Below are 16,840 nucleotides of genomic sequence, written 5' to 3'. Positions count from 1 at the left end.
AGATGAAGAAATGGTTGAAAGCAAGCATGCTCACCGCGGTAAGCGGCGCCGTCCTGATCGCCGGCTGCAGCTCCGGGAAGACGGGGGAAGCGCCCAAGGCGGAAGGGGGCCAGCCGAAAAACTTCAACGCGGAAGGCTATCCGGTCGTCACTGAAAAAATTACGCTGAAAATGATGGGTTCGAAGGCGGCGATCCACGGACCTTGGAACGAAATGGCGCTGTTTAAGGAAATGGAGAAAATGACAAACATCGCCTTCGAGTTCAACACGCCTCCGCAAGCGAACTACCAGGAAGCGAAAAACTTGGCGTTCGCAAGCCGCCAGCTGCCCGACGTATTCTTCAATTCCTTGCTCACTCCGGACGACGAAGTGACTTACGGCAGCCAAGGCTACTTGATCCCGCTCGAAGGCTTGATCGAGAAATACGCGCCGAACTTCAAGAAGCGGCTGAACGACAATCCGGAAATCCGCAAGTCGATCACGGCGATGGACGGCCACATCTACGCGCTGCCGCTTATTATCGACCAGCCGCGCGCTTTCGTGCCGAACCGGCTTTATTTGAACGGGGACTGGTTGGCGAACTTGGGTATTACGAAGGTTCCTTCGACTACGGACGAGCTGTACGAGCTGCTAAAGCAATTCAAGAACGGCGATCCGAACAAAAACGGCAAAAACGACGAAATTCCAATGTCCAACGTTAAGCTGAACAACTTGGACGGCGTGCTGCTTCCGGCGTTCGGCCTGCTCGGGCGCGAGGTGGAGGTGAAGGACGGGAAGGTGCGGTTCAATCCCGTTCAGAACGGGTACAAGGAATATTTGACTTACTTGAACAAGCTGTTCTCGGAGAAGCTGCTGGACAACGAAATGTTCGTGCAGACGTCGCAGCAGATGGCGGCCAAAGGCAATTCGAACCAAATCGGCGCTTTCGTCGGCTCGGCCCCGGATCTGGTCCTGAAGGTTGCGAAGCCGGAGGACAACCTGAAGCATCCGATGCTCAGTCCGTTGACGAGCCCGGTCAACAGCGAGAAGCTAACGCTGAAGGCGTCGAACATACGCCGCGGCACGTTCGCGATTACGAGCCAGAACAAATATCCGGAAGCGACGATGCGCTGGGTCGATTATTTGTACTCCGACGAAGGAAGCCGTCTCGGTTTTCTCGGCAACAGCTACAAATGGCTGGATGACGCCAAAACGAAATGGACGTTCGTATACCCGGAAGGAACGAATATGGAGGAACACCGCGCCAAGCTGACTCCGGACGTAGGCGGACAACTGCCGCTCATCAAGGAACGCAGCTTCGATGCGAAGCGCGACAACGGGACGGCCCCGGATTACAACAAACTGGTTGACGAGAAGCTCAATCCGTACGCCAAACGCGATTATCCGGACGTCTACTTTACGAGCGAGGAACAGAAGCGGCTTAACATCGTCAAAACCGACATCAAAACGTACGTGGACCAAATGGAAGCGAAGTTTATCGTCGGCCAAGAGCCGTTCACGAAATGGGACGATTACGTCAACACGATCAAGAAAATGGGACTCGACGAAATGCTGAAAATTTATCAGGACGCTTACGACCGCTGGAACAAAAACAAATAATGGCATGAAGGTGTGACCGTGATGACAAGACCGAATGTTGTCGTCGTCTATTGCGACGATTTGGGGTATGGCGATTTGGGGTGCTACGGGTCCGACGCGATCCGTACCCCCCATCTGGACGCGCTGGCGGCCGACGGAGTCCGCTTCACCGACTGGTACTCCAATTCGCCCGTCTGCTCGCCGTCCCGCGCCGCCCTGCTGACGGGGCTGTATCCGGCCAAGGCCGGGGTCAGCCACATATTGGGCGGCCGGCGCGGCACCGGGGGGCTGAAGCCGGAAACGAAGACGCTTGCCGAACGGCTGAAGGAAGCCGGCTACCGGACGGCGCTGTACGGCAAGTGGCATCTCGGCTCTTCCGAGGATGCCAGGCCGAACGCCCGCGGTTTCGACGATTATTTCGGATTTCATGCCGGCTGCGTGGACTATTACTCGCATATCTTTTATTGGGGCATGCCGCATGTGAATCCGGTTCACGACTTATGGAGCAACCGACAGGAAGTATGGCGCGACGGCGAATATATGACCCATCTCATTACCGATAAGTCGGTCGCGTTCATCGAGCGGGGACGGGAAGAGCCGTTCTTCCTGTATGCCGCTTACAACGCGCCGCATTATCCGATGCATGCGCCGGACAAATATATGGAGCGGTACAGCCATTTGCCGCGCGACCGTCAATTGATGGCAGCGATGATCTCGGCGGTGGACGACGGCGTCGGCGAAATCGTCGCGGCATTGAAGCGGGCAGGCGTGTACGACAATACACTCATTTTCTTCTCCAGCGACAACGGACCGTCCTCGGAAGCGCGCAATTTCCTCGACGGGACGGAGGATGTTTACTACGGCGGGAGCGCCGGCATTTTCCGCGGGCATAAGGCGAGCCTGTTCGAGGGCGGCATTCGCGAGCCGGCGATTCTCGTCTACCGCGCGGCGATTCCGGGAGGGCAGACGATCACGGAGGCGGGCATGATGGCCGATATCGTGCCGACTGTCCTGGAATTCGCCGGTCTCGAGGCGCCTGCGCCGGGAGAGCTTGACGGCGCAAGCGTTACTGCCATGGTCACGGAAGGCGCTTGCACCCCCCACCGGCAGCTGTTCTGGGAATACGGCAGTCAGCTCGCCGTACGGGAAGGGAACTGGAAGCTCGTGCTCGGCGGCAAGCTCGACTTCGACCGGACTCAGCCGGATGCCGTTCATTTATCCGATCTCGCTGCGGACCCCGGAGAGCGAGTCAATGTGAAGGACCGGTTCCCGGACGTAGCGGAGCGGCTCGAGCGGGACGCGCGCGTCTGGTATGAGCGGCTTAAAGAGCAAGCGTGAACGTAAAGCGGATTATGGAACTGTAACGGAAACGTTATTCCGTTAAAATTCCCAAGTGCAGAAGAGAGGTTCGCGCCTCTCTTTTGCCTTTGTTAAAGGGAGATTATGAGGGAGGAAGACGATGAAGAAAGCGCACATCATATCACATACGCATTGGGATAGAGAATGGTATTTGCCCTTCGAGACGCATCGGCATTTGCTGGTGAAGCTGATGGATACGCTGCTCGATACGCTTGAGCGCGATCCGGAATTCCGCAGCTTTCACCTCGACGGACAGACGATCATATTGGACGATTACTTGGCGATCCGGCCGGACCGCAAGGACCGGCTCGCGCATCATATCCGCGAAGGGCGCATTGCGATCGGCCCTTGGTACGTGCTGCAGGACGAATTTTTGACGAGCAGCGAAGCGAACGTCCGCAATTTGCAGTACGGCCATCGCGACGCGGCCAAGTTTGGGGCATTGTGCCGAATCGGCTATTTCCCCGATTCATTCGGCAATATGGGGCAAGCTCCGCAGCTGCTGCGGCAGGCGGGAATCGATACGGCCGTGTTCGGGCGCGGCGTAACGCCGACCGGGTTCAACAACACGGTCGGGGAGCCTGGCGAGTTCGAATCGCCTTATTCGGAGATGATGTGGCAGTCGCCGGACGGTTCGCAAGTGCTGGGGATTTTGTTCGCGAACTGGTATTGCAACGGAATGGAAGCGCCGGTCGATCCGGATGAAGCGAAGAAGTATTGGGACGCCAAGCTTGCGAATGCGGCCAAGTACGCTTCGACGCCCCACCTGCTGTTCATGAACGGCTGCGACCATCAGCCGGTGCAAACCGACTTGTCCGCAGCGATCCGCACGGCCGGTAAGCTGTATCCGGACGTTCAATTCGTGCATTCGAGCTTCGAAGAGTATATCGAGGCGGTGAAAGCCGCGCTGCCTTCCGACCTTTCGGTCATCCGGGGAGAGCTGCGGAGCCAACGCACGGCGGGCTGGTATACGCTGGTCAATACGGCGTCGTCGCGTATCTATTTGAAGCAGATGAATCATCGCGTGCAGACGCTGCTGGAGAAGGCGGCCGAGCCGCTGACCGCGATCGCGTCTTCGCTCGGAGAGGAATATCCTGCTCATCTTCTCGAATACGGCTGGAAGACGCTCATGCAGAACCATCCGCACGACAGCATATGCGGCTGCAGCGTCGATGCGGTTCACCGCGAGATGGTAACCCGCTTCGAGAAGAGCGGCCAAGTGGCGGAAAACATCATCGGCGACAGTCTGCGGGCGATCGCGGCGCAGATCGATACGTCGAAGCCGGCCGCTTGCGGGAATGGCGAAGCGGCGTATCCTTTCGTCGTCTTCAATACGTCCGGTTGGGACCGGGAAGGGACCGTCACTGTCGAGCTGACTGTGGCGAGGAAGTATTTCAGCGATGGCGCTCCGGATAAGCTCGCCCGCGAGATGAAGGAGACGCCGCTTGCGTCCGGTTCGCTGGTCGATGAGGAAGGGCGCGAAATTCCGTATACGCTGGAAGATTTGGGCGTGCAGTTCGGCTACGATTTGCCGGATGATCGTTTCCGCCAGCCGTATATGGGGCGGCGTATCCGTCTAACGTTCCATAGCGGTCGAGTGCCGTCGCTCGGGTACAAATCGTTTGCCTGGATCGCCGGACGCACCGCACAGTCGGCTGGATTCGGCGATGAACGGGTGACCGTTGCCGGACGCGTAATGGAAAACCGCTTCGTGAAAGTGGCTGTCGAAGACGACGGTACGCTGACCGTGACGGAGAAAACGAGCGGGCGCGTATACGAACGGATTGGCGCAATCGAAGATACGGGCGATGTCGGCAACGAATACGTGTACAAGCAATCCGCAGACGGCGAGACGATCACGACCGAAGGCCGCGCCGCTGACATTCGGTTGATCGAGGACGCCGGTTACCGGGCAGCGTTCGAAATCGTGCACAAGCTGGAAATTCCGGTATCTGCGGACGAGCGGCTTGTCGCCGAAATCGCCGGGATGACGCCGTTCACGCAGCGCGAAGCCCGCCGCAGCGTGGAAACGGTGACGATGGACATTCGCGCGACCGTCAGGCTCGAAGCGGAAAGCCGCGCCGTATCTCTTCATATCGCCTTCGACAATAAGGCGAAGGATCACCGCTTGCGGCTGCTCGTCCCGACCGACGTCAAGTCGGACGTTCATTACGCCGACTCGATCTTCGAGGTGGCGCGGCGGGATACGATTCCGGCGGCGGAATGGCGCAATCCGAGCAACTGCCAGCATCAGCACGCCTTCGTCAGCGTTCGCGACGAGGAGGGAGGCTTTACGGTGGCGAATCGCGGCCTTCAAGAGTACGAGGTGCTACGCGACGGACGGTCGACCATTGCGGTGACGCTGCTGCGTTCGACGGCGGAGCTCGGCGATTGGGGCGTCTTCCCTACGCCGGAGGCGCAATGTCTAGGGTATGGCACGGCTGAGCTTAGCCTCATTCCCCACTCTGGAGGAGGAGAAGAGCACGCTCACACGGCGTATGAGGAAGCGTACCGGTATCAAATTCCGTGGCAGACGATCCAGAAGGAAGCGGCTGCCGGGACATTGCCGCCGACCCATTCGTTTATGCGGTGGAGCGGCGACGGGCTGGCTTTCTCGAGTCTGAAGCTGAACGAGCAGACGGGAGATTGGATGGCCCGGTGGTTCAACATGTCCGATCGCGGTGCAAGCTTGCGGTGCGAGCCGACCGGCGACATATACGAATGTTTCCGGAGCGGAGTGCTGGAAAATCGCGGCGAACCGGTCGCGACGGACGGAGGTTCCGTTTCGGTCGACGTTCGGGGCTGCGAGATTGTAACGCTCGGTTTGCGGCTTGAGACACCGCAGGTGCCGTGTGTAAGCGAGCGCGAAGGAGAAAGCGAAGGCGAAAGAGGCAGCGAAAGGACCGCCAAGCAAACGCCGGAGGTGAGAACATGAGTATGCCATTGCCCGATGCGGTACGGAAGCTGCTGGACGAAGCCGACCGCAAGCTGGCGCACAGCCCGAAGCTGCTGCGCATGTTCAAGCAGTGTTATGTCAATACGCTGGAAACGACGACAAAGCGGCTTTCGGACGGCACGACCTTCGTCTTTACCGGAGATATTCCGGCCATGTGGCTGCGCGACTCGAGCGCGCAAGTGCGCCATTATGTGCCGCTCGCGGTGGAGGACGGGGAGCTGCAGCGCCTGATCGAAGGGCTGCTGCGCCGCCAATTTTTCTACATCGGCCTCGATCCTTACGCCAACGCCTTCAATGAGGAGCCGAACGGCCGCCGTTACGAGGAAGATTTGACCGAGCTCGGCCCGTGGGTGTGGGAGCGCAAATACGAGATCGATTCGCTCTGTTATCCGATCGAGCTCGCTTACGCGTACTGGAAGTCGACGGGAAGGACCGAGGCGCTGGACGAGACGTTCCGTTCGGCGGTCCGCGCCGTTATCCGGCTATGGATCACCGAGCAGCGGCACTTCGAACGGTCGACGTACCGGTTCACCCGGCTGACGGGGCCGAAGTCCGATACGCTGCGCAATGGCGGAATGGGCATGCCGGTGCAATATACGGGCATGACGTGGTCCGGCTTCCGGCCAAGCGACGACGCCTGCACGTTCGGCTATTTGATCCCGTCCAATATGTTCGCGGCGGTTGCGCTCGGCCATGTGGCGGAAATGGCGGAGCAAGTGCTGAAGGACTCCTATTTGGCAAGGGACGCCCTTGCGCTCAAGGAAGAGATCGAATACGGCATCGAAACGTACGGCACGGTGCTGCATCCGAAATACGGCAAAATATATGCCTACGAAACGGACGGCTGCGGCAACTACAACCTGATGGACGACGCCAACGTACCGAGCCTGCTGTCGATACCGTATATCGGGTACAAAGGCAAGGACGACGAAGTCGTGCGGAATACGCGGCGGTTCGTGCTGAGCCGCGACAACCCGTATTACTACGACGGCGCCGCTGCCCGGGGAATCGGCAGCCCGCATACGCCCGACCGGTACATTTGGCATATCGCTTTGGCCATGCAGGCGCTGACGTCGGAAGATCCCGACGAGGTGCGGATGCTGATCGAAACGTGTGTGGCGACCGACGCGGATACGGGATATATGCACGAAGGGTTTCATGCCGACGACCCGAGCCGGTTTACCCGGTCGTGGTTCGCGTGGGCGAACAGCTTGTTCGCCGAGTGCGTGTACGAGTTGATGAAGAAGTAATTTGTTTGTTTGGGCGCGGGGCGGGATGCGCGACCGCGCCGACCAACGGGGAGGAGTATAAGACATGTCGCATAAAGAAGCCGGGACGAAGCGCCGTCCGAATATTTTGTTCATCCAGACCGACCAGCAGCGGGTCGATACGCTCCGAAGCTATGGCGGTAAAGTATGCCAAACGCCGCATCTGAATCGATTGGCGGAAGAAAGCGTCGTATTTGAGAACGCCTATGCCAGCTGTCCGGTGTGTACGCCGGCCCGGGCGTCGATGCAGACGGGGCTGTATCCGTTCAAGCACGGCATGCAGACGAACAGCTACGGAATGGGGAGCATGGTGCAGGAGCTGCCGGACACTCCACGTCTGCTCAGCCGTCAGCTGGAGCGCCAACAATACAGCATCGGCTATACCGGCAAATGGCATCTCGGCTTCGGGCCGGAGATGGGCCAGTGGCTGCGCGGCAATCTCGCGCACGTCCGCTTCGCCGATATCGAGGGAGGCATCCGCTCGCTGCCTACCGACGTCGGTTACGAAGGCGACGATTTTGCCGGACACGGCGGCGGGGGGATGACGTATCCGCAGTTCAAGCAATATTTGCAGGATAATGGCTTGAGCTGGCAGGAAGAGAACAAAGTGACCGGCCATTTCGAATGGCATTACGCCGCCGAGCTTACTTCGCCGGTCGAATCGACCGTCGAATACTTTTTGACCGAGCGGGCCATTCATTACATCGACGAGTTCCGCCGGCGCGACCAGCCGTTCTTTTTCTCGCTTAATTTCTGGGGACCACATGAGCCGTACATTGCGCCGACGCGCTTCCTGGACTTGTACCGCGATGCCGAATTGGAGCCGTGGCCGAATTTCTTCGACGACAGTGCGAGCAAGCCGTCCATTCACAAGATCAAGAAAGGCAATACGCAGCAATGGTCCGATTTCGTTCCTTATATTAAACATTACTACGCGTTCATGAGCAGCATCGACGAGCAGATCGGCAGACTGCTGGATTACTTGAAGCGGCACGATTTGTACGACAATACGGTCATCGTGTTCACCGCCGACCACGGAGAATCGCTCGGCATTCACGGCGGGCTGTGCGACAAATCGTTCTTCATGTACGAGGAGACATGCCGCATTCCGCTTATCGTCAAGCCGGCGGGCGGCCTGCAGGCGACTCGCCTGGAGCGGAGCTTCGTCGGAACGTGCGATATCCACGCTACGATTCTCGATCTGGCGGGCGTAGACGCGCTGCCCGAAGGAACGGACGGCCGCTCGTTCGCGCCGATGCTTGCGGGCGAATCGGTGAAAAATTGGCCGGATTGCGTCGTTACGGAGGGCGCGGGGCTCGAAGCGGCGATGTTCACGCAGCGCATGCTCCGCAAATCGCACTACAAGTACGTGTTCAATTGCGGCGATCTGGACGAGTTGTACGACTTGTCGGCAGATCCGCACGAAATGGTCAATTTGATCGACAATGAGCGCTACAAGGAAACGCTGGCCGATATGAGGCAGTCGCTCGCCGGCTGGATGGAGCTGCACGAGGACGGTTTGCTGAGACAATACAAGCGGCTGAGAATGGATTAAGTCCCCCAATTCCAATCCCCCGAAAGTGGAGCTGGCCTACGCAGTTTATTCCAAGTACTTTCGGGGGAACCCCCCAAAACCTTGAAAGGAGACGGACGATGAACCGTACGATCATATTTTACGACCCGCAGTTTCCGATCGCGTCGGACGCGCCGGATGCGTCGCTGGTCGGGAAATGGGCCGCTGCAGCTGCCGTTGTGGACGGCGACCGGTTGGCCGATACGCTGCGGGAAGCGGAAGGAGGCTGCTTCGTCAACTTGCATGCGCCGTACTTTCCGAAGGAGGCGTGGCCCGCCATCCTCGATTATTTGCAGCGAGGGGGAGGGCTCGTATCCGTCGGAGGCGCCCCGTTTCGGATTCCGGTATACCGCAAGGACGGCGTGTGGACTGCGGAAGCCGAGCAGACGGCGTACCATCGTCAGCTGCTCATCCACGAAGCGATGCCGATCAATCCCGCTCCGATGGAACGGCTTGTCTCCTTTAACGACATTCCGCTGTTCGCGCCATATATCGAAGCGCTATCCGTAGAGCCGACGTGCAGTCTGATTATGCACGTTACCCGGTCCAGCGATATTCCGCACGAGAGCGGGTCTGCCGGACCGATGGACGCCCGCCTGTACCCGCTTGTGAAATGCTTGTCCGCAGACGGCAGGGAAATCGCGGCTCCGGTCGTTCTGATCGAGCATGCGAAAGGGACATTTGCCGGAGGACGCTGGCTGCTCGTCAACCAGCGGCTGACGGACGGCTTCTGGGCGAAGGCGGGCGCGGCCGCGCTCGTCGACTGGGCGCAATTTTGCGCTCGCGGCGTTACGGAAATATGGCTGCTGCCGCTGCACGCTTGTTGCGATCCGGGAGACCGGCCGAAGTTCAGGTTCCAGCTCCAGCAAATCGATAGCCGGAAGCGGAGCGGCAGCGGGAACGGGACGGAGACGACCGGTTTTGGCCGAAATGCGAGCTGGAGCTGCGCATTCCGGATCTGCCGACAAATCGGCGACGATTTCGAGGAAGTATGGTCGCATACGTTCGACCTGGCCGCTTCACGCGAACTGATCGTTACGCCGATTCATGTGCCGGTTGCGGCGGAAGCAGGACTATACGCCGCGCAGCTGACCGCCGTTTCAGATAAGGGCGAAGTACGCGTGCTGCGCCAAGGGCTGTGGGGCTTCGATCGCGAGCTGCTCGCCCAGGGCGAGCCTTTGACGTGCGACCGCGACTATTTCCGCAGAAACGGCAAGCCGCTGCCGATTGTCGGCATGACCTACATGACGTCCGACGTGGCGCGGAAATTTATTTTTTTGCCGAATGTGTCGGTATGGGACCGGGATATGGCGGAGATGAAGCGGTCCGGCATCAACCTGATCCGTACCGGCATTTGGACCGGCTACCGGAACGTCATGTTCGAGGACGGGCATCCGTCGGAGGAAACGCTGCGGGCGATCGACGCCTTCATTTTGACGGCGAAGCGGCACGAGCTGGAGGTGACTTTTACCTTTTTCGCGTTTACGCCGGAAGCGTGGGAGGGCGTCAACCCGTATCTCGATCCGCGGAGCGTTGCGGCGCAGAAGCGGTTTATCGCGGCGATCGTATCGCGGCACCGCGAGACGACGAACGTGCACTGGGATTTGATCAACGAGCCGTCGATGTTCGATCCGAAGCGCATTTTCGAAGGGCCGCGCAGCAACCGGGACGTTTACGAGAAGCAAGCTTACATCGAGTGGCTGCAAGCGCGCTACGGCTCGATCCGCGAGCTGCAGGAGCGATGGGGATATACCCCGTCCGAGCTGCCCGGCTTCTATGCGGTCGAGCTGCCGGAGCCGTCCGATATCAACTTCGACATTCAGGATATGCATTCCGGCAAGAAAGGGACGCGCTGGCTGGACTATTCACGGTTCGGCATGGACATGATGAACCGGTGGGCGGCCGAGCTCGGCGAGACGATCCGTTCGCTTGCTCCCGGGCGTCTTATGACGATCGGTCAAGACGAAGCGCTCGGGGCGCAGCGGCCGTCTCCGTTCCTGTACGAAAGTGCGGTCGATTATACGACGAACCATTCGTGGTGGCTGATGGATCAGCTCGTATGGGACGGCATATTTGCGAAAACGCCCCGCAAGCCGAACCTGATCCAGGAAACCGGCATCATGTACGTGGAGACGCCGGACGGACGGGCCAAGCGGACTGAGACGGAGCTGCGCAACATACTGGAGCGCAAATACGCGTACGCGTTCTCGACCGGCGGTGCGGGCGCGGTGCAATGGCTGTGGCATACGAACATGTACATGAACAACGTCAACGAGTCGAATATCGGGGCGCTGCGCGCGGATGGCACGCAGAAGCCGGAAGCGGACGTTTCTTATGATTTCGGCCGGTTCATGGGCGCCATCGGCCATTTGTTCGAAGGCCGCGCGCTGGAAGACATCGTAGTCGTTTTCCCGTACTCGAACGACTTGTCGAACCGCAGGCTGGCGGTTGAAGCGACAAGCCGCCTTACCCGGGTGCTTTGCTACGAGCTGAATGTGCACTTCCGAGCAATGAGCGAATATGATCTAGGCCCGCTTGCCGATCACCCTCCCAAGCTGATCGTCGTACCGAGCGCGCATAATTTCAGCGATCGGGCGCTTGCTCAGCTTATGGACCATGTGCGGGAACACGGCGGATCGCTGCTGCTTACCGGACCGGCCGGTCTCGATGAGCATTGGCGGCCAACGTCGCGGTTGACGGAACAGCTCGGTCCGCGACGGCTGGCGAACGTGCTGCGCGAAGAGGAAATCGCGGTCGGCGGCAAAATGTTGCCGTTGTCGTTCGGCGGGCGCAAAATCGCCAAGCTGTGCAAGGAAGCGAGGCTGCCCGCACGAGACGGTTCGGCTGAATTCGATGGGCCGGCCGGACTGACGGAAATCGCACTCGGGAAAGGAACGCTGCTCTGGACCGGACTGCCCGTAGAACTGAACGACAGAACCGAGTCGCTGCGGGAATTGTACCGCTTCGTGCTGGCGGAGCGCGGCATTGCCGCAGAGCTCGCATGGGAGCGGGGCGGCGAGCTGCCCGGCGTGTACGGACGCAAGCTGACGTTCCGCGAAGGCGCTTTGTTCGTCTTCGTATCGGAGTATGCGCGCGATGCCGCCATTCGCATCAAGGACCCGGCTACCGGACGCGCATACGAGTTCGCGCTTGCAAGCGAACGGTCGGTATTGTTCGCGACGGACCGCCAGGGTGGCATGATCGCCGTCTATCGGCCCGATGAAGTAAAGGTCGAGGTGCTGTAATCCGGCACGGCTCCATTAGAAAGCCCTTCGTCAACGGGACGGGGGGCTTTGTCGCGTTTAATAGAGAACCGTCATATATGGAAGTACGGTGCTCAGCAGATAAGGTACATTTGAACACTATTCCACCGCTGAACAGGCATTCCCGCCAATATAGTGCTCATTTGTACCTTATCCCGTCTTCGAAGCCCCTTTGCCGGGCAAAATTGGTGCGACTGCCAGCCGATAAGGTACATTTGAACACTATTTTGTCGTAGAACGGACATTCCGCCAATATAGCGCTCATTTGTACCTTATTCCCGTCTCCGAAGCCCCTTTGGTGAGCAAAATGGTGCGCTTGCCAGTAGATAAGGTACATTTGAACATTATTTCGCCGCGGAACGCGCATTCCCGCCAATATAGTGCTCATTTGTACCTTATCCCGTCTTCGAAGCCCCTTTGCCGGTCAGAATGGTGCGGCTGCCAGCCGATTAGGTACATTTGAACACTATTCCACCGCTGAACAGGCATTCCCGCCAATATAGCGCTCATTTGTACCTTATCCCGTCTTCGAAGCCCCCTTTGGTGAGCAAAATGGTGCGCTTGCCAGTAGATAAGGTACATTTGAACACTATTCCGCCTCAGAAGTGACTCCCTTTTGAGAGCTAGATGGAAATCATACAGGTAAAATGGCGCAAACGGGTAGCTACGCAATTTTTACTGGAAAAGATGCAGCTGATTTCTCGCCAAAGGGGCGATCGGCGCCGATCCGCGAGAAATAGCTGGACTTTTTCCAGTTCATGCACGACCTATGCGTCGTTTTCGCGAAAATAACCGCATCTTTTCCATCTGCGGGCGTTGCGGGCGGTAAGCCTGCCCAACACTTAATTCACAAAGTGAATTAAGTGTGCTACAATACAGCAAATGAGCCCGAGGAAGGATTTGAAATCGTGACATTGAGCTCCACAGACATTTCCGTATTGACCTCCATCCAGCAAAACGACGGTATATCGAGAAAGGCGCTTGCCGAGAAAACCGGCCTGTCGCAAGCATCCATAACGAAAATTACGCACAAGCTCGTCAGCGAAGCCTATATTCGGGAAGGCGAACGGATCGGAAACGGACTTGGCCGCAAGGAAGTGCTGCTCTACCCGAACCCGCACAAATTCAAGTTTCTCGGCATCGATATAGGCGGATACCGGGTTCGTATGGCGCTTGCCGACTACCGGTATGAGCTAACCCATTACGAACAATTTCCGGTCGACGAACTGGAGCAGCAGGAGGACGTGCTGCAGGAGCTCATGGCGAGAATCGCCGCGTTCCTTGAGGCAGCCGGGGCGCCGGCCGTGGACGCGATCGGCGTAAGCGTAACCGGGATTATCGACATGGAGAAGCGGCGCATATTGAATATCCCGAACTTGAACCGCTGGAACGACGTGAATATCGTCGAGGGACTATCGAAGCGGTTCGAGGCGCCGGTTTATTTGGAGGAAAGCGGGAGGACGATGGCGTTCGCCGAGAAGCTGCTCGGCAAGGCGAAGGAGGCCGCGGACTTTATCGTCGTCCATATCGCTTACGGCGTCGTCGCCGGAATATTTATAAACGGACAACCGTTGAGAGGGGTCAACAATGTCGGAGGACTGCTCGGCCATATTACGGTGGACGAGAAAGGGATCCGGTGCCGCTGCGGAAATTACGGCTGCCTGGAGAACATCGTCACGTTTCCGATGCTGGAAGGACGCTACCGGAACATGTCCGGAACAGCGAACCCGGGCCCTTTGCCGGAAGCATACCGGATCAACGACAAAACGGCGCTCGACGTCTGCCTCGAGGCCGGGAAATCGATCGGCATCGCGCTGAGTAACGTCATCAATTTATTCAATCCGGAAATTATATATTTGGGAGGGCCTGTCATGGAACAGTTCCCGATTATTTTCGAGGAAGTGCGGAGGACCGTTCTGCTGCGGGCGAACCGGTTCGCGACGGTTGGCTTGAAGCTGGAAGCAAGCTCGTTCGGAGACCGGCAAGGGATTTTGGGCGCATTGACGCTTGCGGGAGCTTCTTATCTGGAATCGCGGATGGAGCCGTAAAGCGGCTCGCCGCACCGCATCGTTCCGCATTCGGGCGCATTTCAAATGAACACGATCGTAATTACCGAAGGGGGCCGCCAAAGGTCCCCTTATTTCGTTGTATTTTCCGCCGCACCGCAGGAGAGTCGCATGTGACAACGTTTCTGTATTTGTGGCAAAAAAAGTTTGGCGAACGGGTTTACAAAGGTTAAATGTTGATATATATTTTACTTAGTTAATTATATAAGTGAAATAACGCTTATATAATTTCCTTGATAATGAATATTCGTAACATCAGCGGCACCCGGTATCCGGCAACACACACCGATATTGGAGCGAAAGAGAAAGGGGCTTACCATCAATGTCCACGGAAGACGATTTCAAGCCTGTGCGTTCGAAAGGATGGAGCTTCGGCCTGCTCAGCACGGAGGAGTTCGGAGAGGAAGAGAAAGAGCTCGTGCTCGGCGTGCTGGACAAAAAAAGGGTATTCCGTTTCTACGGCAGCGACAAGGAGCAATCCGAAGCCTATAAGCTCGAGAAGCTTTACCGGGAACGAACCGGCGCGAAGCATGCGCTTGCGGTCAACGCCGGCACTTCGGCGCTGGTGGCCGCTCTGATCGGGGCGGGCATCGGCCCGGGGGACGAGGTCATCGTTCCGGCTTACACGTACATTGCCACGGCCGCAGCCGTACTGATCGCGAGGGCGGTGCCGGTCATCGTGGAAGTGGATGATTCGCTGACGATGAACCCGCAATCGTTCGAAGCGGCGATTACTCCGTATACGAAGGCGGTCATCCCCGTCCATATGCGCGGAGTGCCTTGCCGCATGGACGAAATTATGGAGACGGCCGAGCGGCACGGCATCATCGTCATCGAGGATGTGGCTCAGGCGAACGGAGGCTCATACAAGGGCAAGCCTCTGGGCTCGATCGGGCGGGCGGGATGTTTCAGCTTCCAGCAGTTTAAGCTGATAACCGCCGGCGAAGGCGGCATGGTCGTCACGAACGACGATAAGCTGTACGGGCGATCGAACATTTATCACGATTCGGCGTTCGTCTATTGGGACATGAACGCCGAGCATCTCGAGCCGCCTTTTCCCGGGGAAAATTACCGGATGAGCGAGCTTAATGCGGCTCTTGCCCTTGCCCAGTCGCAGCGGATCGACGCGATCGTATCCAAGCTGCGCCGGATCAAGACGGCCATTACCGCGGGGATCGGCGATTTGCCACAAATCCGGCTGCAGTCCATACCGGACCCGCAAGGCGACGTTTCCTACAGTCTCGTCTTTTATTTGCCGACCTATGAGCGGGCACGCCAGTTTTCGGGGCTGTTGGCCCGGGAGGGCATTCCGAACGGCACGATCGACAACAAAGGCTTTGCGGACCGGCACATCTACAAAAACTGGACCTACGTGCTGGAGAAGCGGGGAGCGTCCGAGCAGGATACGCCTTGGAATTGCCGGAGCTATAAAGGAAACGTGCAATATTCGCCGGACATGTGCCCGCAAACGCTCGACTGGCTCGGCCGCGCCGTCACGATCGGCTTGCATCAGCGGATGACGGAGGAAGATTGCGACGATGTCATCAAGGCGATCCGCAAAACGGCCGGCGCTTAATCCGAAGTGCCGCCTAGCGGCAGAGGAGGGAGAGAAACAGATGGCCAAACGGCAAGTTCGCATCGGCATGATCGGCTACCGGTTTATGGGCAAGGCGCACAGTCATGCATACCGCGATCTTCCGTTTTATTTCGACCTTGACGCGGAGCCCGTCATGCAGGCGATAGCCGGCCGCGATCCGGAAGGCGTCCGCCGGGCCGCGGCGACAATGGGCTGGAATTCGTATGAGACGGATTGGCGGCGTCTGATCGAGCGCGACGACATTGACCTGATCGACATTGGCACGCCCAACGACACGCATGCCGAGATGGCGATAGCCGCCGCCGAGGCGGGCAAGCATGTCCTATGCGAGAAGCCGCTCGCGATGAACGCCGAGCAGGCCAGGCGCATGCTGGAGGCGGCGAGCCGGGCGGGCGTCGTCCATATGCCACAATTACCGCTTCGTGCCGGCCATCCGCTATGCCAAGCAGCTGATCGATTCCGGCCGCCTCGGTACGATCTACCATTTGCGCGCGACCTACTTGCAGGATTGGATCATGGACCCGCAGTATCCTCTCGTATGGCGGCTTCGCAAAGAAGCATGCGGCTCGGGCACGCATGGCGATTTGATGGCGCATTCGATCGATCTGGCCCGCTATCTCGTCGGCGAGCTGACGGAAGCGACCGGCATGATGGAAACGTTCGTCAAACGCCGTCCGCTCGGAGAGATGAGCGGAGGATTGACCGCGCAAGCGGCGGACGGCCGGTCCGGAGAGGTTGATGTGGACGATGCGGTCGCCTTCCTGGGCCGGTTCGCGAACGGCGCGCTAGGCGTATTCGAGGCTTCCCGGTTCGGACGAGGGAACCGCAACGGCAACCGGTTCGAAATCAACGGCTCCAGAGGCTCGGTCCGCTGGGATATGGAGAACATGAACAATCTGCAGCTGTATTTGGAGGACGACGAGAAAGGGATGCAGGGCTTCCGCACGATCAACTGCACGGAGGAGGTTCATCCGTACGCGGGGGCTTACTGGCCGGCCGGCCACATTATCGGCTATGAGCACACATTTATCAACATCATGCACGAATTGATGCGCGGGATCGCGGGGAACTTCAGCCCCGAGCCGAATTTTGCGGACGGCTACCGCAACCAGCTCGTGCTGGATGCCGTGGCGCAGTCCGCGCAGACCAAGCAATGGGTGACGATTCCATCATAAGGAGCG

The 16,840-nt window shown here is 58.5% G+C and carries 8 protein-coding genes and 1 pseudogene; all 9 read left to right on the top strand.

Annotated elements, in window-relative coordinates; translation table 11 throughout:
- The first annotated feature begins 2 nt into the window (after window positions 1-2).
- Window positions 3-1,598, top strand: a complete 1,596-nt coding sequence (locus FE783_RS33160) for an extracellular solute-binding protein (protein WP_138883692.1) — start codon at window positions 3-5, stop codon at window positions 1,596-1,598.
- A gap of 21 nt (window positions 1,599-1,619) precedes the next feature.
- Complete coding sequence (locus tag FE783_RS33155) at window positions 1,620-2,915, top strand: sulfatase-like hydrolase/transferase (RefSeq protein ID WP_138883691.1); 1,296 nt, start codon at window positions 1,620-1,622, stop codon at window positions 2,913-2,915.
- 121 nt (window positions 2,916-3,036) lie between these two features.
- Window positions 3,037-5,871 carry an alpha-mannosidase gene (locus FE783_RS33150; protein ID WP_138883690.1) on the top strand — a complete coding sequence of 945 codons (2,835 nt, stop codon included), beginning with the start codon at window positions 3,037-3,039 and terminating at the stop codon, window positions 5,869-5,871.
- Window positions 5,872-5,873: 2 nt separating this feature from the next.
- Complete coding sequence (locus FE783_RS33145) at window positions 5,874-7,142, top strand: glycoside hydrolase family 125 protein (protein ID WP_138883704.1); 1,269 nt, start codon at window positions 5,874-5,876, stop codon at window positions 7,140-7,142.
- A gap of 64 nt (window positions 7,143-7,206) precedes the next feature.
- Window positions 7,207-8,715, top strand: a complete 1,509-nt coding sequence (locus FE783_RS33140) for a sulfatase family protein (protein ID WP_138883689.1) — start codon at window positions 7,207-7,209, stop codon at window positions 8,713-8,715.
- A 98-nt stretch (window positions 8,716-8,813) separates the two neighbouring features.
- Entirely contained in the window at window positions 8,814-11,978 is a 3,165-nt protein-coding gene (locus tag FE783_RS33135) for a beta-galactosidase (RefSeq protein WP_138883688.1), read from the top strand.
- A gap of 926 nt (window positions 11,979-12,904) precedes the next feature.
- A complete protein-coding gene (locus FE783_RS33130) occupies window positions 12,905-14,044 on the top strand; it encodes an ROK family transcriptional regulator (RefSeq protein ID WP_158302173.1) in 1,140 nt (379 codons plus the stop codon).
- A gap of 340 nt (window positions 14,045-14,384) precedes the next feature.
- The gene (locus FE783_RS33125) at window positions 14,385-15,638 is read left to right on the top strand and encodes a DegT/DnrJ/EryC1/StrS family aminotransferase (RefSeq protein WP_138883686.1); all 1,254 of its coding nucleotides are present in this window, start codon (window positions 14,385-14,387) and stop codon (window positions 15,636-15,638) included.
- Window positions 15,639-15,678: 40 nt separating this feature from the next.
- Window positions 15,679-16,834, top strand: a pseudogene (locus tag FE783_RS38490) (Gfo/Idh/MocA family protein).
- The last annotated feature ends 6 nt before the right edge of the window (window positions 16,835-16,840 follow it).

It is taken from the genome of Paenibacillus mesophilus, from assembly GCF_005938385.1.
In the GTDB taxonomy this organism is placed as follows: Bacteria; Bacillota; Bacilli; order Paenibacillales; family NBRC-103111; genus Paenibacillus_AB; species Paenibacillus_AB mesophilus.
This window is presented reverse-complemented; position numbering and strand designations above follow the sequence as displayed.